The sequence below is a fragment of the Burkholderia stagnalis genome, assembly GCF_902830275.1.
Classification (GTDB): Bacteria; Pseudomonadota; Gammaproteobacteria; order Burkholderiales; family Burkholderiaceae; genus Burkholderia; species Burkholderia stagnalis.
This window is the reverse complement of the sequence record NZ_CADESW010000032.1, coordinates 1-18999: the sequence shown is the minus strand read 5'-3', so window position 1 is coordinate 18999 and position 18999 is coordinate 1. Positions and strand designations below refer to the sequence as shown.

At 68.1% G+C, this 18999-nt stretch carries 17 protein-coding genes; 11 read left to right on the top strand and 6 right to left on the bottom strand.

From position 1 onward, the window contains the following. Positions 1–57: 57 nt before the first annotated feature. The gene (locus HWY45_RS33855; protein WP_124484014.1) at positions 58–1350 is read right to left on the bottom strand and encodes an MFS transporter; all 1293 of its coding nucleotides are present in this window, start codon (positions 1348–1350) and stop codon (positions 58–60) included. Between the two features lie 311 nt (positions 1351–1661). Continuing rightward, positions 1662–2798 carry a branched-chain amino acid ABC transporter substrate-binding protein gene (locus HWY45_RS33850; RefSeq protein ID WP_081063059.1) on the bottom strand — a complete coding sequence of 379 codons (1137 nt, stop codon included), beginning with the start codon at positions 2796–2798 and terminating at the stop codon, positions 1662–1664. 445 nt (positions 2799–3243) lie between these two features. On the opposite strand from HWY45_RS33850, the gene HWY45_RS33845 reads away from it, so the two are divergent. Continuing rightward, complete coding sequence (locus tag HWY45_RS33845) at positions 3244–4038, top strand: AraC family transcriptional regulator (protein ID WP_059563793.1); 795 nt, start codon at positions 3244–3246, stop codon at positions 4036–4038. 73 nt (positions 4039–4111) lie between these two features. Here HWY45_RS33845 and HWY45_RS33840 read toward each other — a convergent pair whose 3' ends face one another. Then, on the bottom strand, positions 4112–4381 hold the full coding sequence (locus tag HWY45_RS33840) for a hypothetical protein (RefSeq protein WP_059810676.1): 270 nt from the start codon (positions 4379–4381) through the stop codon (positions 4112–4114). Between the two features lie 274 nt (positions 4382–4655). Next, positions 4656–6548 (bottom strand): bifunctional sugar phosphate isomerase/epimerase/4-hydroxyphenylpyruvate dioxygenase family protein, encoded by a 1893-nt coding sequence (locus HWY45_RS33835; protein WP_059881045.1) that lies wholly within the window; start codon positions 6546–6548, stop codon positions 4656–4658. A 254-nt stretch (positions 6549–6802) separates the two neighbouring features. Between HWY45_RS33835 and aroQ the strand changes: the two genes are divergently transcribed. Genes aroQ through HWY45_RS33820 form a run of 3 tightly spaced genes read left to right on the top strand, consistent with a single transcriptional unit; the run spans position 6803 to position 9491 of the window. Next, entirely contained in the window at positions 6803–7258 is a 456-nt protein-coding gene (aroQ, locus tag HWY45_RS33830; RefSeq protein WP_059563796.1) for a type II 3-dehydroquinate dehydratase, read from the top strand. Beyond that, on the top strand, positions 7255–8109 hold the full coding sequence (locus HWY45_RS33825; RefSeq protein WP_059563797.1) for a shikimate dehydrogenase: 855 nt from the start codon (positions 7255–7257) through the stop codon (positions 8107–8109). The genes aroQ and HWY45_RS33825 overlap by 4 nt, the downstream gene beginning before the upstream one ends. A 41-nt stretch (positions 8110–8150) precedes the next feature. Continuing rightward, on the top strand, positions 8151–9491 hold the full coding sequence (locus HWY45_RS33820; RefSeq protein ID WP_059881043.1) for an MFS transporter: 1341 nt from the start codon (positions 8151–8153) through the stop codon (positions 9489–9491). 79 nt (positions 9492–9570) lie between these two features. Here the strand turns inward: HWY45_RS33820 and HWY45_RS33815 are convergent, their stop codons facing one another. Beyond that, positions 9571–10686 (bottom strand): 2-aminoethylphosphonate--pyruvate transaminase, encoded by a 1116-nt coding sequence (locus HWY45_RS33815; protein WP_059881041.1) that lies wholly within the window; start codon positions 10684–10686, stop codon positions 9571–9573. A 318-nt stretch (positions 10687–11004) separates the two neighbouring features. On the opposite strand from HWY45_RS33815, the gene phnS reads away from it, so the two are divergent. The 7 genes from phnS (at position 11005) to HWY45_RS33780 (ending at position 18575) form a co-directional block, all read left to right on the top strand. Further along, the gene (phnS, locus tag HWY45_RS33810; RefSeq protein ID WP_059810681.1) at positions 11005–12096 is read left to right on the top strand and encodes a 2-aminoethylphosphonate ABC transporter substrate-binding protein; all 1092 of its coding nucleotides are present in this window, start codon (positions 11005–11007) and stop codon (positions 12094–12096) included. Between the two features lie 313 nt (positions 12097–12409). Beyond that, the gene (phnT, locus tag HWY45_RS33805; RefSeq protein WP_059881039.1) at positions 12410–13513 is read left to right on the top strand and encodes a 2-aminoethylphosphonate ABC transport system ATP-binding subunit PhnT; all 1104 of its coding nucleotides are present in this window, start codon (positions 12410–12412) and stop codon (positions 13511–13513) included. Then, positions 13491–14414, top strand: coding sequence for a 2-aminoethylphosphonate ABC transporter permease subunit (locus HWY45_RS33800; RefSeq protein WP_059881037.1), 924 nt, complete (start codon positions 13491–13493; stop codon positions 14412–14414). Before phnT ends, HWY45_RS33800 begins: the two co-directional genes overlap by 23 nt. Continuing rightward, entirely contained in the window at positions 14404–15264 is an 861-nt protein-coding gene (phnV, locus tag HWY45_RS33795) for a 2-aminoethylphosphonate ABC transport system, membrane component PhnV (RefSeq protein WP_059881035.1), read from the top strand. Before HWY45_RS33800 ends, phnV begins: the two co-directional genes overlap by 11 nt. Next, positions 15261–16568 (top strand): phosphonoacetate hydrolase, encoded by a 1308-nt coding sequence (gene phnA / locus HWY45_RS33790; protein ID WP_059810685.1) that lies wholly within the window; start codon positions 15261–15263, stop codon positions 16566–16568. Before phnV ends, phnA begins: the two co-directional genes overlap by 4 nt. Beyond that, positions 16565–18019 (top strand): phosphonoacetaldehyde dehydrogenase, encoded by a 1455-nt coding sequence (gene phnY, locus HWY45_RS33785; RefSeq protein ID WP_059881033.1) that lies wholly within the window; start codon positions 16565–16567, stop codon positions 18017–18019. Before phnA ends, phnY begins: the two co-directional genes overlap by 4 nt. Before the next feature lie 4 nt (positions 18020–18023). Continuing rightward, positions 18024–18575 carry a phosphonate degradation HD-domain oxygenase gene (locus HWY45_RS33780; RefSeq protein ID WP_059881031.1) on the top strand — a complete coding sequence of 184 codons (552 nt, stop codon included), beginning with the start codon at positions 18024–18026 and terminating at the stop codon, positions 18573–18575. Positions 18576–18793: 218 nt separating this feature from the next. Here HWY45_RS33780 and HWY45_RS36645 read toward each other — a convergent pair. Beyond that, on the bottom strand, positions 18794–18999 hold a 206-nt coding region (locus HWY45_RS36645; protein WP_208450112.1), incomplete at its 5' end, for a hypothetical protein.

The window sequence follows — 18999 nt, the reverse complement described above, 5'->3', positions numbered from 1 at the left end:
TTCGGCCCTTCGACGTTCGGCGGCGCGCGCTTGCAGGCACGTCGCCTCGGCGCGGCGTTAGCGCGCGTCCTTCGCGAACTGCACGGCGATCGCGCCGAGCACGCAGATCGCCGCCACGTACATCACCGGCGCGAGCGGATTCGACTTCATCATCAGCGACACGATCACCGGCGTGAGGCCGCCGAAGATCGCATAGGCGACGTTGTACGAGAACGAGATCCCCGAGAACCGCACGACCGCCGGGAAGCTTTTCACCATCACGTACGGCACCGCGCCGATCGTGCCGACCGCGAAGCCCGCGATGCCGTAGTAGATCGGCAGCGTCGACGCGTCGGCCGCGACCCGCGCGAACAGCAGGTAATAGCACGCGGCCAGCACGAGGCCGCCGATGCCGAGCACGCGCTTCGCGCCGATCGCGCCGGCGAGCGAGCCCGCGGTGATGCAGCCGGCGGTCAGGCACAGCGTCGCGATGCTGTTCGCGAACAGCGTCGTGGCGGGCGTCAGGTGGAACTGCTTCTGCAGCAGCGCGGGCGTCATCAGGATCACGACGACGATCGCCGCCGACAGCATCCACGTCAGCAGCATCGACACGATCACCGCGCGGCCGTGGTCGCGCAGCACGGCCTTCAGCGGGATCTCGGCCGCGAGTGCCTTCTTCGCCTTCATCTCGGCGAACACCGGCGTCTCGTGCAGCCAGCGGCGCAGGTAGACGGAGAACAGGCCGAACACGCCGCCGAGCAGGAACGGGATGCGCCACGCGAACGCGGCGACTTCGCTGCTCGAGTAGCGGCTGTTGATGCCCGCGGCCACCAGCGAGCCGAGCAGGATGCCGGCCGTCAGGCCCGCGGTGAGCGTGCCGCACGCATAGCCGATGTGGCGCGACGGCACGTGCTCGGACACGAACACCCACGCGCCGGGCACTTCGCCGCCCACTGCCGCGCCCTGCAGGATGCGGAACAGCAGCAGCAGCACGGGCGCGAGGATGCCGACCGTGTCGTAGGTCGGCAGCAGGCCCATCAGCAGCGTCGGCACCGACATCATCAGCACGCTCAGCGTGAACATCCGCTTGCGGCCGACGAGGTCGCCGAAGTGCGCCATGATCACGCCGCCGAGCGGGCGCGCGAGGTAGCCGGCCGCGAAGATGCCGTAGGTCTGCAGCGTGCGCAGCCAGTCGGGAATATCGTGCGGGAAGAACAGCTGCCCGATCGCGGGCGCGAAGAATACGAAAATGATGAAGTCGTAGAACTCGAGCGCACCGCCGAGTGCGGCGAGGCCGAGGGTCTTGTAGTCGCTGCGCGTCAGCGCGCGCTCTGCGGCGCGCGGGACGCCGCTCAGTTCGGAAGCTTGCATGTTCAGGGCGATCGGTTTTTGAATGTTGTTGTCGGTGCTGCGTCTCCAGGGCCCGCTATCGGCATGGACTGACAAGGCGCGGCTTGCATCGTCGAAGCGTGCCGGGTGCCGGATGGGGCACGCGACGCGCATCGCCGCACCGGGATGGGGCGCGGCGCAGACGAAGCGTCAAAGCGGGTGGGGGGATTCTACAGGAGCGCGAAATGCGCGCGTGGGTGTGCGCTGAGGAAGGCTTGGGACCGTGCCGCCGAAGTGCGCGGCGCGGGCGGCCGGTGAGCCGCTGGCGCGCCGCGCGGGAAGGGTCTCGCGTATCAGTTGCCGGCGATCGTGTCGACCGGCTTGAACGCGCCGCGCTCGACCTTGTAGATCGTCACCGGCGCATCCTTCAGGTCGCCCTTCGGGTCGTACGCGATGCTGGGGGCCGACACGCCCTTGATCGCCAGCTTGCCGAGATACGGCGTGTAGACCTTCGGGTCGGTCGAGTTGGCGTCCTTCATCGCGGTGAGCAGCGCCATCGTGCCGTCGTACGCGTAGGGCGAGTAGGTGATCACGTCTTCGTTGAAGCGCGCCTTGTAGCGTGCGGCGTAGCCGGCGAAGCCGGGCATCTTCTCCTTCGGCAGCCCGCCCATGTAGACGATCGCGCCTTCGGCCGCATCGCCGCCGACCTTCAGGAACGTCGGCGAGCGCGACATCTCGCCCGTCACGAATGCGGATTTCATCCCGAGCTGGCGCATCTTGCGGATCATCGGCGACGATTGCGCGTCGCCGCCGCCGTAGAAGATCGCGTCGGGATTCATCCCCTTCAGGTTGGTCAGGATCGCGGAGAAGTCGAGCGCCTTGTCGTTCGTGAAGTCGCGCTTGATGATCGTGCCGCCCGCGGCCTGCACGGCCTTCGCGAATTCGTCGGCGATGCCCTGGCCGTACGCGGTGCGGTCGTCGATGATCGCGATGCGCTTGAAGTGCAGGGTCTTCACCGCGTAGGTGCCGACGATGCGGCCCGCCTGCGCGTCGCTCGTCAGCAGCCGGTAGGTGGTCTTGTAGCCGCGCGCGGTGTATTGCGGCGAGGTTGCCATCGAGATCTGCGGCAGCCCCGCGCGATCGTACAGATCGGACGCCGGGATGCTGGTGCCCGAGTTGAAGTGGCCGATCACGCCGCTGACGTTGTCGTCGATCAGGCGCTGCGCGACGGTCGTGCCGGTGCGCGGGTCGGCCTGGTCGTCCTGCGAGTCGAGCTGGAACGTGACCGGCTTGCCGCCGATCGTCGGATGCGTCGCGTTGAAATCGGCGATCGCGAGCTGCACGCCTTTCTGCATGTCGGTGCCGTAGTTCGATTGCGGGCCGGTGAGCGGCGCGGCGAAACCGATCTTGACGACGTCGGCGGCGAGGGCGTGGGCGCCCGACAGTGCGCAGGCGGCGGCCAGCGCGACGTGCGATACCTTCAGCTTCACTTTCACTTCCCCTTGATGGCGTGGTTGGGCCGGCGGGCGAGCAGGGGCCGGCGCCGGTGAACCGGGCGAGACGCGCCGGCCTGGCTGTGCCGAAATCGGCGTGCCGTATGGCGATTGCGGCATCGTGTGCGTGTCGCATGCCGGCATGGCCGTGTGTCGTCTCGTGACCGTGAAGCAAGTCTAGGTAGCGAAAATGCACGCGTCTTGCGCGTTCGGAGCGCGGCCGGCGACGATTTCGGCATATCGTCGATTACCCTGATATATGCTGAAATCGTCATCCCGCATGCGCAATCGCGCCAAGACGCGGCGCGGCGGCGTTTTTTAGGATGGCGGCTTCGGGCGCGCACGCGTGCGCGCGAAGCGGCGCCGCACTGCGCCGGCGCGCCGGATGCGAGGCGCGCTCCTATAATCGACGCCATCAGCCACTCGCCTAGCGGATGCCGGGATGACGACCTTGCTTGCCGTACCGTCCATGAGCCTGTCCGACACCTTGCGCTACCAGCCCGAGAACGCCGATTTCGGCGCGATGCTCGCGCACTTCCGCCTGCTCGAGCCGGTGTTCGATGCGCTGCCCGACGTCGCGTTCTTCGTGAAGGATGCCGACGGCCGCTACGCGCTGGTCAACCGCACGCTCGCGATGCGCTGCGGCTACAAGGACAAGCGCGACCTGCTCGGCAAGACCACCGACGAAGTGTTTCCGCGCCGCTTCGGCCACGGCTACTTCGAGCAGGACATGGCGACGATCAACGCCGGCCACCAGCTGATGGACCAGCTCGAACTGCATCTGTACCCGGGCCGCCAGCCGGGCTGGTGCCTGACCTGCAAGGAACCGCTGCGCGACGCGGCCGGCAAGGTGGTCGGGCTCGCCGGCATCTCGCGCGACCTGAAGGCGCAGGAAGGTTCGCACCCGGCCTACAGCAAGCTCGCGGACGTGGTCCAGTACATCCAGGATCACTACGTGCAGCCGCTGAACCTGAAGCAGCTCGCGCTGATGGCCGGGATGTCGGTCGCGCAGCTCGAGCGCTATTTCCACAAGGTGTTCCACCTGACGCCGCGCCAAGTGCTGCTGAAGACGCGGCTCGACGCCGCGACCGCGCTGCTGATCACGCACGACAAGGTGACCGACGTGGCGGCGCTATGCGGGTACACCGATCACAGCGCGTTCACGCGCCAGTTCAAGGCGACGGTCGGCGTGACGCCGACGGAATACCGGATGATGCTGCAGGATCGGGCGGGGTAACGGGTAAGGGCGGGGTAAACGGCGCGCGCCGGCAACAGCCGGCGCGGTGGGGGAGCGGCGGGCGATCCGCCGTTCAGCGGTAGCCGAGCCCTTTCAGCACGGCCGTGCCGTTTTCCGTCAGGCGGAAGCTCGGCTGCGTGTCGGCGTCGAGCTTGACCATCTCGACGAGGCCGTCTTCCTGCAGCGCAGGAAGTTCGGGTTTGGCCGCGCTCGCGCCGATCGGCGCGTGCAGCAGCACGAGCAGCGTCGCGATTTCGTGATGGCTGAGCAGGCGCCGCAGCATCGTCTTGGGTTTGGCAGGGGGCGCGGCCGGGCGGCCCGCGGGTGCATCTACGGCGCTCATCGCTGTCCTCCTATTTCGAAAGTGTCTTCGGATATGGTTGCGGATGGTGCCGTCGAAGACTTAAGCGATTCTTAAAACGCCCCGATCATTGACCGGCCGCGGCGAGCCGGTGGTTACAGCATGTAACGGCCCGGCGGCGGCTTTGCGAACCCGATCGGCGCAAGCCGCTTCAGGCGGGCGTCCGACAGCACTTGCGCCAGCGTAGTGCATGTGCGGCCGATTCACCAGACAAATAGGCGATGACTTTTCGTCGCACCCGGTTTTTCCCTGCCCCTTATTTTCTGCGCTGCGCCTGGGCCGCCAGGCGAACGGCCGCGTTCGCCGCGCCGTAGCCGTCGTATCCGCCGCGGCGCTCGACGATCTCCAGCGAGAACCGATTGTCGACCAGCTCCGTATACGCATGCAGGAACTCGCCGCCGTGTTCGTCGCGGTCGTACAGCAGGTGGTGCGCGCTCAGCGTGTCGATGAGCGCGTCCGGCAGCGCGTAGCGCGCGGCGAGGTCGTCGTAGTAGTTGCGCGGGATGCGCAGGAACGGCACGCCGTCGGCCGCGAACTCGGCGACCGTTTTCACGATGTCGTCGGTGCGGAACGCGACGTGGTTCAGCCCGGTGCCGTGGTAGCGGTCGAGCGACTCGGCAACCGCGGTGTGGCGGTCGACCGACGCGTTCAGCGCGATCCGCACCGAGCCGTCCGCGCTGCGCACCGCGCGGCTGCGCATCAGCCCGTACGGGTCGGGCACCAGCCAGCTGCGTTCGGCCTCGAAGCCGAACGCCGTCTTGAAGAACAGGATCCACGTGTCGAGCGCGTCGCCCGGCAGCGCGAGGCACACGTGGTCGATACCGGTCAGCGGGCCGACTTCGCTCGGGCCGTCGATGTCGGTCAGCACGAAGTCGGATTCGTACAGCGTCGGCGCGTCCGGGGTTTCGTCGACGAAGTATTCGAGGCTGCCGTCCGGCGCCTTCACGCTCGGCAGCACGCGCTCGTTCGGGCCGACGCGCCCGGAAAACGGCGCATAGCCGAAACCCGCCGCGCGTTCGAACGCGACCTTCGCGTCGTCGACGCGAAACGCCGACGCGCACAGCGACAGCCCGTGCTGCTGGAAGAACGCGTCCGCGAACGAATCCCGCTCCGCGTTCAGCACGATCGACGCGGCGCCGTGCTGGAACAGCGTCACGTCCTTCGAGCGATGGCGGCCGGCGAGCCGGAAGCGCATCTTGCCGAGCCATTCGCCGACATTGGCCGCCGCGCGCGAGTCGACCGCGAATTCGATGAACTGGAAGCCGACGTGTGCCGGCGGCGCGGGCGGCGCGAACAGCGGCTGGCTCGCGGCGGGCGCACGGCCTTCCCGCGCGAGCTGCGCACGCGTGAGCTCCTCGAGGTAGAGCAGCGAGCGGTGGCCGTCGGCCGCCGTGAGCGCGGTCGGCGCCGCGCGGAAGCCGTCGTTGAAGATCTCGAGCGACAGCGGCCCCGTGTAGCCGGCCTCGATCACGCGCGCGGTGAAGCGCGCGAGGTCGAAGTCGCCCTGGCCGGGAAACGAGCGGAAATGGCGGCTCCATTCGATCACGTCCATCACGAGCTTCGGCGCGTCGGCGATCTGCACGAACGCGATCCGGTCGCCGGGGATGTCGGCGATCGCGTCCGGCGAATCGTCGAGCGACAGCGTGTGGAAGCTGTCGAGCGCGAGCCCGAGGTGCGGGTTGTTCACCGCGTTCACGAGCCGCCACGCATGGCCGTACGTGTTCACGACCCGGCCCCACGCCAGCGCCTCGTAGGCGGCGACGACACCCGCCTGCTGCGCCGCCTCGGCGAGCGCGCCGAGCTGGTCGACCAGCAGCGCATCGTCGGCGATCGTGTCGGGCGACGCGTTGCTGCAGACGAGGATGCGATCGGTGCCGAGCGCATGCATCACGTCGAACTTGCGCCGGATGCGGTCGAGATTGCGCGCGAGCTGCGCGGGGCTGACGCCCTCGAAATCGCGGAACGGCTGGAACAGCACGATGTCGAGGCCGAGATCGGCGGCCATGGCCCGCACGTCGGCGGGCGATCCGTCGAAGTAGACGAGGTCGTTCTCGAAGATTTCGACGCCGTCGAAACCCGCGGCCTGGATGGCGGCGAGCTTCTCGGCGAGCGTGCCGGACAGGGACACGGTGGCGATCGAGCGCTGCATGGGCGAATCCTGCGGATGAGCGGGGTGGCGCGCGCCGGACCGACCCTGAATTGAACCAGTCGTTGAGCCCGCTGCGCGCGCCATATCCCGAATTTACTGGGATGGTGCGTCGAATTATACAAACTAACTAGTTGGTACAAATTAGCGAAAACCCGAAAAGACTTTGCGTTTGCGCAAGCGCACACTAGCGTCGAATCTTGACGTCAGGGGGCGAAGTCGCGTAGCGATGAGCCCCCGTTTTCGGAGCAACTGACATGAGCAAGCGCAAGGTCCTGGTGCTGAACGGCCCGAACCTGAATCTGCTGGGGACGCGCGAGCCCCACATCTACGGCGCGGAAACCCTCGCCGACGTGGAGCAACGCTGCCGCGCCGCGGCCGATGCGCTCGGGCTGGAGATCGAATTCCGCCAGTCGAACGCCGAGCACCAGCTGATCGACTGGCTGCACGCGGCGCGCCACGACGCGCACGGCGTCGTGATCAACCCCGCCGCGTACACGCATACGTCGGTCGCGCTGGCCGATGCGCTGTCCGCGATCGACAAGCCGGTGATCGAAGTTCACATCTCGAACGTGCATCGCCGCGAACCGTTCCGCCACCACTCGTACGTGTCGGCGGTCGCCGAGGCCGTGATCTGCGGCTGCGGCACCGAAGGCTACGTGTTCGCGCTGCAGCGCATGTCGACCATTCTTTCGCAGGGAGCCGAGCAATGAGCCGTCCGTCCTTTCTGATCGGCCTGATCGGCCAGGGCATCGGCGGCTCGCTGTCGCCCGCGATGCATGAAGAAGAGGGGTTCCGCCAGGGGTTCGGCTACGTGTACCGGCGCATCGACCTCGACGTGCTCGGCGTCACCGTCGACGCGCTGCCGCAGCTGCTCGCGGCCGCCGAGCAGATGGGCTACACGGGCCTGAACATTACGCATCCGTGCAAGCAGCGCGTGATCGAGCATCTCGACGCGCTGTCCGACGACGCGCGCGCGCTCGGCGCCGTGAACACCGTACTGTTCAAGGACGGCAAGCGGATCGGCCACAACACCGACTGGTCGGGTTTCGCGAAGTCGTTCCGGCGCGGGCTGCCCGATGCGTCGCTCGCGCGCGTCGTCCAGCTTGGCGCGGGCGGCGCCGGGGCGGCCGTCGCGCATGCCGCGCTGCAGATGGGCGCGGCCGAACTGGCGATCTTCGACGTCGATGCGGCGCGCGCCCGCGCGCTCGCCGGCGAGCTGCAGGCGCGCTTCCCGGCTGCGCGGGTCACGCAGGGCGACGACCTCGCGCACAGCGTGCGCGCGGCGACGGGGCTGATCCACGCGACGCCGACCGGCATGGCGAAGCATCCGGGCCTGCCGCTGCCGGCCGAGCTGCTGCATGCGGGGATGTGGGTGGCCGACATCGTGTACTTCCCGCTCGAAACGGAACTGATCCGGGCAGCGCGCGCGGTGGGCTGCGCGACGCTGCCGGGCGGCGGGATGGCGGTCTACCAGGCCGTCGACGCATTCGAGATCTTCACCGGACGCACGCCCGACGCCGAGCGGATGTTCGATCACTTTCAGTCGCTCGTCGGGCGCTGATCCATTTCAGACTCATAGAAAGACGAGACCAGGAGACGACCATGCAGCACACCACCCACACCAACCATGCGCCGGCGCGTCCGGCGCAGGCGGCCGGCACGGTCCGGCGCACGTCGGCGCGCTACAAGATTCTCGCGCTGCTCGCGATCGGCACGATGATCAACTACCTCGACCGTACCGTGCTGGGGGTGGCTGCGCCGCAGCTCACCAAGGAGCTCGGCATCAACGCGGCGGTGATGGGCATCATGTTCTCCGCGTTCTCGTGGACCTATGTCGCGATGCAGGTGCCCGGCGGCCTCTTTCTCGACCGCTTCGGCAGCAAGATCACTTATTACTGGTCGATGACGCTGTGGTCGCTGTGCACGCTGCTGCAGGGCTTCGCGCCCGGCGTCGCGACGCTGCTCGCGTGCCGCCTCGGCCTTGGCGTCACGGAAGCGCCGTGCTTCCCGACCAACAGCCGGGTGGTCGCGACGTGGTTCCCGCAGAATGAGCGCGCGATGGCGACCGGCACTTATACGGTCGGCGAGTACATCGGCCTCGCGTTCTTCAGCCCGATGCTGTTCGCGCTGATGGGCGCGTTCGGCTGGCGCTCGCTGTTCTGGGTGGTCGGCGGCGTCGGCATCGCGTTCGGCCTGGTCTGGTGGAAGTTCTACCATGAGCCGCGCAATCATCCGGGCGCGAACAAGGAGGAGCTCGAGTACATCGAGGCGGGCGGCGGCCTCGCGCACAGCGCGAAGAAGGACGACCGGCCCGCGCAGGCGAAATTCAGCTGGAGCATGGCCGGCAAGCTGCTGAAGAAGCGCCAGCTCGCGGGCATCTGCCTCGGCCAGTTCGCGGGCAACTCGACGCTGGTGTTCTTCCTGACCTGGTTCCCGACCTATCTCGCGACCGAGCGCCACATGGGCTGGCTGAAGATCGGCTTCTTCGCGATCATGCCGTTCATCGCCGCGTCGGTCGGCGTGATGTTCGGCGGGATCCTTTCCGACTGGCTGCTGCGCCGCGGCAAATCCGCGAACCTCGCGCGCAAGCTGCCGATCATCGCGGGCCTGCTGCTCGCATCGACGATCATTCTCGCGAACTACGTGCAGAGCAACGAGGCCGTGATCGCGATCATGTCGGTCGCGTTCTTCGCGCAGGGGATGGCCGCGCTCGGCTGGACGCTCGTGTCCGACATCGCGCCGGACGGCCTGCTCGGCGTGACGGGCGGCATCTTCAACTTCGCCGCGAACCTGGCCGGCATCATCACGCCGCTGGTCGTCGGCTTCATCGTCGCGTCGACCGGCTCGTTCGTCGGCGCGCTGGTGTTCATCGGCGTGATCGCGCTGATCGGCGCGGCGTCGTACATCTTCGTCGTCGGCGACATCAAGCGGATCGTGCTGTAACGCATTCCATGCAGGTGCAGTGAGCTCTGGGCCCGGCGGATCGAACCGCCGGGCTTTTTTTCGCCTGTCTTTCTATCGTTTACGCGCGGCGCAGCGAAATGCCGAGCGATTCGACCGCGTGTGCGATCGCGGCGACCGCGCGGCGGACGTCGTTGGCATCGATCGCGCCGATGCACCCGACCCGGAACGTCTCGAGCTGCGTGAGCTTGCCCGGATAGAGGATGAAGCCGGCGTCGCGCACCGCGTCGTAGAAGCGCCGGAAGTCGTAGGCCGGATCGGCCGGCGCGTGGAAGGTCACGATCACGGGCGCCTGCACGCGTTCGGCAAGGAACGGCGTGAAGCCGAGCGCGCGCATCGATTCGACCAGCGTCCGGCAGTTCTCCGCGTAGCGCGCGCCGCGCACGGGCTGGCCGCCTTCGGCGAGGAACTGGTCGAGCGCGGCGCGCAGCGCGGCGACCACGTGCGTCGGCGGCGTGAAGCGCCACTGGCCCGTCTTGCGCAGGTACGCGTACTGGTCGTACAGGTCGAGCGCGAGCGACCGCGCGTTGTCCTCGCTGGCTTCGAGCGCCGCGCGCCGCACGATCGCGAACCCCATCCCCGGCACGCCTTCCAGACATTTGCCGCTCGCGGAAATCAGCGCGTCGATGCCGCTGCCGTCTAGCGTGATCGGCAGCGCGCCGAACGAGCTCATCGCGTCGACGATCAGCTGCTTGCCGCGCCGGCGGCACAGCGCGGCGATCTCGTCGAGCGGGTTCAGGATGCCGGCGCTGGTCTCCAGATGCACGAGCGCGACGTGCGTGATGCGCGGCTCGCGCGCGAAGGCCGCCTCGAGCGCGGCCGGATCGGCGGCGGCGTCCTCGCCGAACGGCAGCGCGATCGCGTCGATGCCGAGCCGGCCGAGGATCTTCAGGATGCGCGCGCAGTACGCGCCGTTGTCCGGCACGAGCACGACGCCGTCGCGCGGCACCAGCGTGCCGAGCGCGGCCTCGACCGCGAACGTGCCGCTGCCCTGCATCGGCACGCACACATATTCGTCGCGCCCGTGCGCGATGCCGGCGAGGTCGGCGCAGACGCTGTCGGTCAGCTGATTGAATGCCGCATCCCACGATCCCCAGTCGCGTTGCATCGCGTGGCGGGTCGCGGCGGATGTGGTCAGCGGGCCGGGTGTGAGCAGGATCGGATCGGGTGAGGGCATCGGGTTTTCTCCAACGGGAACAGGGGCGGGACGCAGATCGGCGTCTCCGGATCGATGTGTATGATATTGGCAAAATGTGTCATTTTTTGGAAGTTGTGGCAGTCGTCACGGGGTTGTCATCGAACGCTGTGATCCTTCGCTTGCCGCACGAAACCGCATCGGTCCAGGATCGCTCGGGCGGCGACGAGGCGGGCCCGCTGGCGGGTCGCCCCCTATTACTGCTCTGCCTGGGGCCAGAGTAAGCGCTGAAGCGCCAACTCTGGTCGACAGAGCCGGTCGTGCCCCGGCCGTTTGATGTCCCGTCTACGGAGAAGTGAGATGACACAGCAGAATTCCCCGCGCGCCGGTGCCGGCGCGTTCCGCAAGCTCGCGCTGGCCGCCTGCGCCGCCGGTCTGCTGCAAGGCGCCGCGCTGCCGGCCCACGCCGCGAACGCGGTCGTGCTGTATACGGCGGACGGCCTCGAGAACCTCTATCGCGACGTGCTGCCGGCGTTCGAGAAGAAGGAAGGCGTGAAGGTCAACATCGTCACGGCGGGCAGCGGCGAAGTCGTGAACCGCGCGAACGTCGAGAAGAATTCGCCGAAGGCCGACGTGATCGTCACGCTGCCGCCGTTCATCCAGCAAGCCGGCCAGATGGGCCTGCTGCAGGCGTACCAGAGCGTCAACTACAAGAACGTGCCGGCGATCGCGAAGGCGGAAGACGGCACCTGGGCGACGTTCGTGAACAACTACTTCTCGTTCGCGATCAACCCGGAAGTCGTCAAGCAGCAGCCGAAGACGTTCGCCGACCTGCTGTCGCCGAACTACGCGGGCAAGATCGCGTACTCGAACCCGGCCACGGCCGGCGACGGGATGGCCGTGCTGATCCTGACGACCACGCTGATGGGCGAGGACAAGGCGTTCGACTATCTCGCGAAGCTGTCGCAGAGCGTGAAGTTCCACACCAAGGGCACGGGCTACCTGAACGTGCTGCTGTCGCGCAACGAGATCAACGTCGCGAACGGCGACCTGCAGATGGACCTCGACGACGCCGAGCACGGCGGCCTGTCGATCAAGCCGATCTTCCTCGCGGCGAAGGACGGCGACCAGCCGACGACGTTCCAGCTGCCGTACGGCATCGGCCTGATCAAGAGCGGCCCGAACCAGGACGCCGGCAAGAAGCTGATCGACTACCTGATGTCGACGGACGTGCAGTCGAAGGTGCCGGACATGTACGGCATCCCGGGCCGCACCGACGTGCCGCTCGCCGGCAAGAACGGCGAGGCGGTCAAGAAGGCGATCGCGGGCGTGAAGCTGATCCCGGTCGACTGGAGCCAGGTGATGGCGAAGAAGCCGGTGTGGATCGAGCGCTGGAAGAAGGACGTGATCGGCAGCTCGGGCAAGCAGACCGACGTCGTCAAGCCGAAGTGACCGGCGCACGCCGCCTGAGGGCCTGTTCCCGCTCATAACGGGCTTGCGCCGGCCGCCGGAAGGGCCGAGCGCAAGGACTGCGACGAAGCGAATACCGGGCGTATTCGCGAGAAGCATGACGCAACGATCGGCCCTTCCGGCGGCCAGCCCCTGGAAGATTTTTTTAGTTTCGGGAACGTACCTTGCCGGCTGCATTGCGGCGTCGCGCGTCGCTTGTTTGGCTTGGCCAAACGGCGCTCCTTGCTTCTTGCACTGCGGCCGGCAAGGTACGTTCGCAAGCCCGTTATGAGCGGGAACAGGCCCTATCGAAAGGATGAATCCGGTGGACACCACCCTGACCCATCCCGGCGCATTCGGCGCCGCCGAGCCGCATGCGACGCAGCGGTCCGGCGCGCCGGGCGGCGTGCGGATCGAGCACCTGAGCGTGCGCTACGGCGCGCGCACGGTGCTGGACGATCTGACGCTGTCGATCGGCGCCGGCGAATTTCTGACCGTGCTCGGCAAGAGCGGCTGCGGCAAGACCACGCTGCTGCGCTTCATCGCCGGGTTCGTGAAGGCCGATGGCCTGACCGGCACGCTGACCGTCGCCGGGCGCGACCTGACCTATGCGCCGCCGCACAAGCGCAATCTCGGCCTGCTGTTCCAGAACTACGCGCTGTTCCCGCACCTGTCGGTGTTCGAGAACGTCGCATTCGGCCTGCGCGCGCGGCGCATGGCGTCCGCCGAGGTGACGCGCCGCGTCGCCGACGCGCTGAAGCTCGTGCAACTCGGCGATGCCGGCCATCACCTGCCGGCGCAGCTGTCAGGCGGGATGCAGCAGCGCGTCGCGCTCGCCCGCGCGCTCGTGATCGAGCCCGACGTGCTGCTGCTCGACGAGCCGCTGTCGGCGCTCGACGCGAACCTGCGCGCGTCGGTGCGCAGCGAACTGAAGGCGCTGCACGAGCGCCTGCCGAACCTGACCGTCGTGTGCGTGACGCACGACCGCGACGACGCGCTGGTGCTGTCCGATCGCGCGCTGCTGATGCGCGACGGCCACGTCGCGCAGCTCGGCACGCCGCAGCAGCTGTACGACACGCCGCGCAACGGCTACGTCGCGCGCTACCTGGGCCCGGCCAACCTGCTGCCGCCGCGCGTGATCTTTCCGCTCGGCGATCCGCGCCACGACGTGCGCGACAAGGTCGCGTGCGTGCGCCCCGAGCAACTGGCCGTCAAGCCGCTCGCGGCGGGCGGGCTGCATGGCACGGTCGCGTCGGTCGAATGGCAGGGCGCGGAGCTGTCGATCGCCGTCGTGGTCGACGCGGCGCCGGACGAGCCGGTGCGCGTGACGATGCAGCGCGGCCGCGGCGCGGCGCCCGAGCGCGGCGCGCGTGTTTCCCTGCATTGCGAGGCAGACGATGTCGTCCTTATCGAGCCCTGACGCCGGGCTGTCGCCGCAGGCGCTCGCGTCGGCCGCCGCGCATGCCGTCGCCGCGCGGCGCCGCAAGCGCGCCGGCGACTGGCACCTGATCCTGCTCGCGGTCGTCGTGCTCGGCCCGCTCGTCGTCTATCCGCTCGCGCGGCTCGTGCTGCTGAGCCTGAGCGGCGACCACGGGCTGAGCTTCGCCGCCTACCGGAACTTCTTCGGCAATCCCGACACGCGCAGCGTGCTGCTGACGACGCTCGGCGTCCTGTTCGCCAGCGCCGGCACCGCGTCGGTGCTCGGCGTGCTGCTGGCCGCGCTGCTGTTCTTCCGGCCATTTCCGGGCGCGTCGCTCGTCACGCGCTTCCTGGAGCTGTACGTCGCGTTCCCGTCGTTTCTCGTCGCCTTCACGCTGATCTTCCTGTACGGCTCGCAAGGCTCGGTCAGCATCGCGCTGCAGCAGCTGTTCCATCTCGACCAGCCGCCGCTCGACTTCCTGTTCGGCTTCGGCGGCGTGATCCTCGCGCAGACCGTGTTCTATACGCCGTTCGTCGTGCGGCCGACGCTCGCGTCGTTCGCGACGCTCGACCTGCGCCTGATCGAAGCGGCGCGCAGCCTCGGCGCGTCGGGCGGGATGCTGGCGCGGCGCGTCGTGCTGCCGATCGCGTGGCCCGGGATCGCGGCCGGCACCGTGCTGTGCTTCCTGCTGACGCTGAACGAATTCGGGATCCTGCTCGTGCTCGGCAGCGCGAAGCTCGTCACGCTGCCGGTCGCGATCTACAGCAGCGCGACCGTCGATCTCGACCTGCCCACCGCATCGGCGGGCGCGGTCGCGATGCTCGCGCTGTCGCTGGCGCTGTATTCGATCTATCGCCGGGTGAACCGGCGGGCCATGGGAGGCGCGCGCGATGTCCGCTGAATATCGAATCGGGCAGGCCGTGCCGCGCCACGAGCCGGGCTGGAGCGACACGCTGCTCAAGCACGCGTCGCGGGCCGCGCTGGCGCTCGCCGCGTTCGCGTGCTTCTGGCTGTTCGTGCTGCCGGTGGTCGTTGTCGCGCTGTCGAGCGTGTCGAGCCGCTGGTCCGGCACGATCCTGCCGGCCGGCTACAGCCTGCGCTGGTTCGAGCATCTCGGTTCGCAGGAATACGGCGCGCTCGCGACGAGCCTCGAGATCGGCTTCGGGGTGGCCGTGCTCGGCACGATCCTCGGGCTGTGGCTCGCGCTCGCGCTCGAAGGGCGCGACCGGCGCGGCATCGGCGCGGCGGTCGACGCGCTCGTGATGGTGCCCAACGGCGTGCCGAGCGTCGTGCTCGGGCTCGCGGTGCTGATCGCGTATCACCAGAAGCCGGTCGACTTGTCGAGTTCGGCGGCGATCGTCGTGTTCGTGCAGCTCGCGCTGATCCTGCCGTTCTGCTATCGCTGCGCGGCGGCGGCGCTGCGCCCGGAACTGACGGTGCTGCGCGAGGCCGCGGCCAGCCTCGGCGCGCCGCCCGCGATGGTGCTGCGCCGCGTGCTGCTGCCGCAGCTCGTGCCGGCGCTGCGCGCGAGCCTCGCGCTCGGCTTCGCGCTGTCGCTCGGCGAGCTCGGCGCGACGCTGACGGTCTATCCGCCCGGCTTCGCCACCGTGCCGATCGTCGTGATCGGCCAGGTGGAGCGCGGCTATTACCTGCCGGCGTCGGCGCTGTCGCTGATGATGCTCGGCGCGTCGCTCGCGGCGCTGCTGCTGATTGCCGCACGCGTGCCGCGCGGCGGGCGGGCCGGGGCATGAACGCGGCATTCTCGTTGCGGCTTTCCGGCGACGCGCCGGCCGCCGGCACGGAGGTTCATATGACCGACCGATACGTCGACGTCAATGGCCGGCGCTACCGGCTGCCGTCCGAGCCGACCGTCGTCGTGTGCGTCGACGGCTGCGAATACGACTATCTGGAGCGGGCGGTGGAGGCGGGCGTCGCGCCGTTCGTCGGCAGGATGTTCGCGGAAGGCACGGCGTGGCGCGCCGATTGCGTCGTGCCGACGTTCACCAACCCGAACAACCTGTCGATCGTCTGCGGCGTGCCGCCGTCGGTGCACGGCATCTGCGGCAACTACTTCTGGGATCCGGACGCCGACGGCGGGCGCGGCGCCGAGGTGATGATGAACGATCCGGCCTACCTGCGGGCCGGCACGCTGCTCGCGGCGGCCGCCGACGCTGGCGCGCGGGTGGCGGTCGTGACGGCGAAGGACAAGCTGCGCCGCCTGCTCGGCTGGCGGATGCGCGGCATCTGCTTTTCCGCGGAGAAGGCCGCGCAGGCGAATCTCGCGGACAACGGCATCGCCGACGTGCTCGACTGGGTCGGGTTGCCGTCGCCGGACGTCTACAGCGCGGCGCTGTCCGAGTTCGTGTTCGCGGCGGGCGTGCGGCTCGCGCAGACGCGCCAGATCGACCTGATGTATCTGTCGACCACCGACTACGTGCAGCACAAGTGCGCGCCCGGCAGCGCCGGCGCGAACGCGTTCTACGCGATGATGGACCGCTATCTCGCGCAGCTCGACGCGCTCGGCTGGGTGATCGGGCTGACCGCCGATCACGGGATGAACGCGAAGCACGATCCGGCGACCGGCCGGCCGAACGTCGTCTATCTGCAGGATGCATTCGACGGCTGGTTCGGCGCGCAGGCCGCGCGCGTGATCCTGCCGATTACCGATCCGTATGTCGTGCACCACGGCGCGCTCGGTTCGTTCGCGACCGTCTACCTGGCGCCGGGCGTCGACCGGACCGACGCGATGTGGCGCGTCGGCGGGCTGGATGGCGTCGAGCTCGTGCTCGACAACGCGGAAGCGTCGGCGCGCTTCGAGCTGCCGGCCGACCGCATCGGCGACCTGGTGGTGATCGCGCGCCGCGACATGACGCTCGGCACGCGCGAGCGCGAGCACGACCTGTCCGGCCTGACCGTGCCGCTGCGTTCGCACGGCGGCGTGTCGGAGCAGGAGGTGCCGCTGCTGTTCAACCGGCGCGTGGAGCGGGGCGATCCCGCGCGTCGTCCGCGCAATTTCGACGTGTTCGACTTCGCGCTGAACCGGATCGCATCATGACGTCGAGGCAACGGCAGGATCATCCGGCGTTTCGCGCCGAGGCGCTGCGCTGGCGCGGCGAACGCGCGGTGCGCGAGCGGACCCTGGATGTGACGGATCCTTATACAGGCATGCGGGTCGGCACGGTGCCGCTCGCGAGCGTCGACGACGTGCGCGCCGCCTTCGATTACGCGATGGCTTACCGGCCGGCGCTCACGCGCTACGAGCGTTCGCAGATCCTCGAACGGGCGGCGGCGTTGCTGCGCGAACGCACCGAGGAAGCGTCGGACCTGATTTCGCTCGAATCCGGGCTGTCCAAGCAGGATTCGCGCTACGAAATCGGCCGTGTCGCGGACGTGCTGAAGTTCGCGTCGGTCGAGGCGCTGCGCGATGACGCGCAGAGTTTCTCGTGCGACCTGACGCCTCACGGCAAGGCGCGCCGGGTGTTTTCGCAGCGCCAGCCGCTCGACGGGGTGATCGTCGCGATCACGCCGTTCAACCATCCGATGAATCAGGTCGCGCACAAGGTCGCGCCGGCGATTGCGACCAACAACCGGGTGATCCTGAAGCCGTCCGAGAAGGTGCCGCTGTCGGCGTTCTATCTGGCCGGTCTGCTGGTCGAAGCCGGGCTGCCCGAGCCGATGCTGCAGGTCGTGACCGGGGATCCGGGCGAAATCGCGGAGGAACTCGTGACGCATCCGCATGCATCGCTGATCACGTTCACCGGCGGCGTGGCGATCGGCAAGGCCATCGCCGCGAAGGCCGGATACCGGCGCGTCGTGCTGGAACTGGGCGGCAACGATCCGCTGATCGTGCTGGACGATGCCGATCTCGACCGCGCCGCATCGCTGGCGGTGCAGGGCTCGTACCGGAACTCCGGCCAGCGCTGCACGGCGGTCAAGCGCATCCTGGTGCAGCGCTCGGTTGCGCCGGCCTTCACTGAGCGGCTGGTCGAGCTGACGCGTGCGTGGTCGTACGGCGATCCGTTCGATCCCGCGAACGAAATGGGCACGGTGATCGACGAAGCGGCGGCGCGCCTGTTCGAGGCGCGCGTCAATGAGGCGGTCGCGCAGGGGGCGCGGCTGTTGGCCGGCAATGTGCGCCGGGGCGCGCTGTATGCGCCGACCGTGCTCGACCGCGTCGACCCGGCGATGACGCTGGTGCGCGAGGAGACGTTCGGCCCCGTGTCGCCGGTAATCGCGTTCGATACGATCGACGACGCGATCCGGATCAGCAACGGCACGGCGTTCGGGTTGTCGTCGGGTGTCTGCACGGACAGTACGGCTGCGGTCGTGCGGTTCGTGAACGAATTGAACGTCGGCACCGTGAATGTCTGGGAAGTGCCAGGCTACCGGATGGAGCTGACACCGTTCGGCGGCGTCAAGGATTCCGGGCTGGGTTACAAGGAAGGCGTTCAGGAGGCGATGAAGAGCTTCACGAACCTGAAGACCTTCTCGCTGCCTTGGGAGTGACGGAATGGCATTGACGCTTGAAGAGATTCGCGGCCTGTATCGCGAGCATGGCCACGTGGCTTACAGCGGGGAGCCGGTCACGCAGCTCGAGCATGCGCTGCAGAGCGGGCTGCTGGCGGAGGAGGCGGGGGCCGACGACGCGCTGGTCGCGGCGGCGTTCCTGCACGACCTCGGGCATTTGCTGAATCGCCAGGGCGAGACGCCGAGCGCGCGCGGCATCGACGATCTCCATCAGTATTACGTGTTGCCGTTCCTGCGGCCGATCCTGCCGGACGCCGTGCTGGAGCCGATCAGGCTGCATGTGGACGCGAAGCGGTGCCTGTGCCGGATCGATGCCGGCTACTACGAGAGCCTGTCGCCGGATTCGGTACGCAGCCTGGCGCTGCAAGGCGGGATCTTCAGCGACGCGGAAGCGGACGCATTCCTGCAGCGCCCGCATGCGGCGGACGCGCTGCGTCTGCGCCGGTGGGACGATACGGCGAAGGCGGCAGGGAAGGCGACGCCGGATCTGGATCACTATATGGAGATCGTCGTGCGCCAGATGCGCGTGGCCTGACGGTTTTGCATCCTCTATTTAAGGCCCCGCACGCGACAGCGTGCGGGGCCTTAAATTTATTTCGCGCACCCCCTTGCGCTGGCGGCGCGGGATGCCTAGAATCACGCCTCTTTCGCGCTAACGGCAACGCGGCGCGGAAGGGGGAAGCGAAGTTGGTTGGATGCCTGTAGGGCGCCGGCCGGCGCAGGAAGATGAACCCCGCAGTCGCAACGAAGTAGTTAAAAAAGTTGTTGACGAACTGCGAAACAGTGTTCATAATCTCGTTTCTCTGCTGCTGACAACGCAGCGCTGCTGAGAAGGAAGAATTTCTCGCAGAAACGTTCTTTAAAAATTAACAGCCGATAAGTGTGGGCGCTTGATGGCAGCGAACCGATCCTCGGATCGGATAGCAAAAGTATCAAGAGTCTCACACTAAAGTAAGTCA

Excerpts from the sequence above, each read along its gene's own strand:
- phnV (WP_059881035.1), top strand. The coding sequence starts at position 14,404 with ATGTCCGCTGAATATCGAATCGGGCAGGCCGTGCCGCGCCACGAGCCG.
- aroQ (WP_059563796.1), top strand. The coding sequence starts at position 6,803 with ATGAGCAAGCGCAAGGTCCTGGTGCTGAACGGCCCGAACCTGAATCTG.
- HWY45_RS33840 (WP_059810676.1), bottom strand. The coding sequence starts at position 4,381 with ATGAGCGCCGTAGATGCACCCGCGGGCCGCCCGGCCGCGCCCCCTGCC.
- phnT (WP_059881039.1), top strand. The coding sequence starts at position 12,410 with ATGAATCCGGTGGACACCACCCTGACCCATCCCGGCGCATTCGGCGCC.
- HWY45_RS33800 (WP_059881037.1), top strand. The coding sequence starts at position 13,491 with ATGTCGTCCTTATCGAGCCCTGACGCCGGGCTGTCGCCGCAGGCGCTC.
- HWY45_RS33845 (WP_059563793.1), top strand. The coding sequence starts at position 3,244 with ATGACGACCTTGCTTGCCGTACCGTCCATGAGCCTGTCCGACACCTTG.
- HWY45_RS33825 (WP_059563797.1), top strand. The coding sequence starts at position 7,255 with ATGAGCCGTCCGTCCTTTCTGATCGGCCTGATCGGCCAGGGCATCGGC.
- HWY45_RS33815 (WP_059881041.1), bottom strand. The coding sequence starts at position 10,686 with ATGCCCTCACCCGATCCGATCCTGCTCACACCCGGCCCGCTGACCACA.
- HWY45_RS33820 (WP_059881043.1), top strand. The coding sequence starts at position 8,151 with ATGCAGCACACCACCCACACCAACCATGCGCCGGCGCGTCCGGCGCAG.
- phnA (WP_059810685.1), top strand. The coding sequence starts at position 15,261 with ATGAACGCGGCATTCTCGTTGCGGCTTTCCGGCGACGCGCCGGCCGCC.
- HWY45_RS33780 (WP_059881031.1), top strand. The coding sequence starts at position 18,024 with ATGGCATTGACGCTTGAAGAGATTCGCGGCCTGTATCGCGAGCATGGC.
- phnS (WP_059810681.1), top strand. The coding sequence starts at position 11,005 with ATGACACAGCAGAATTCCCCGCGCGCCGGTGCCGGCGCGTTCCGCAAG.
- HWY45_RS33855 (WP_124484014.1), bottom strand. The coding sequence starts at position 1,350 with ATGCAAGCTTCCGAACTGAGCGGCGTCCCGCGCGCCGCAGAGCGCGCG.
- phnY (WP_059881033.1), top strand. The coding sequence starts at position 16,565 with ATGACGTCGAGGCAACGGCAGGATCATCCGGCGTTTCGCGCCGAGGCG.
- HWY45_RS33835 (WP_059881045.1), bottom strand. The coding sequence starts at position 6,548 with ATGCAGCGCTCGATCGCCACCGTGTCCCTGTCCGGCACGCTCGCCGAG.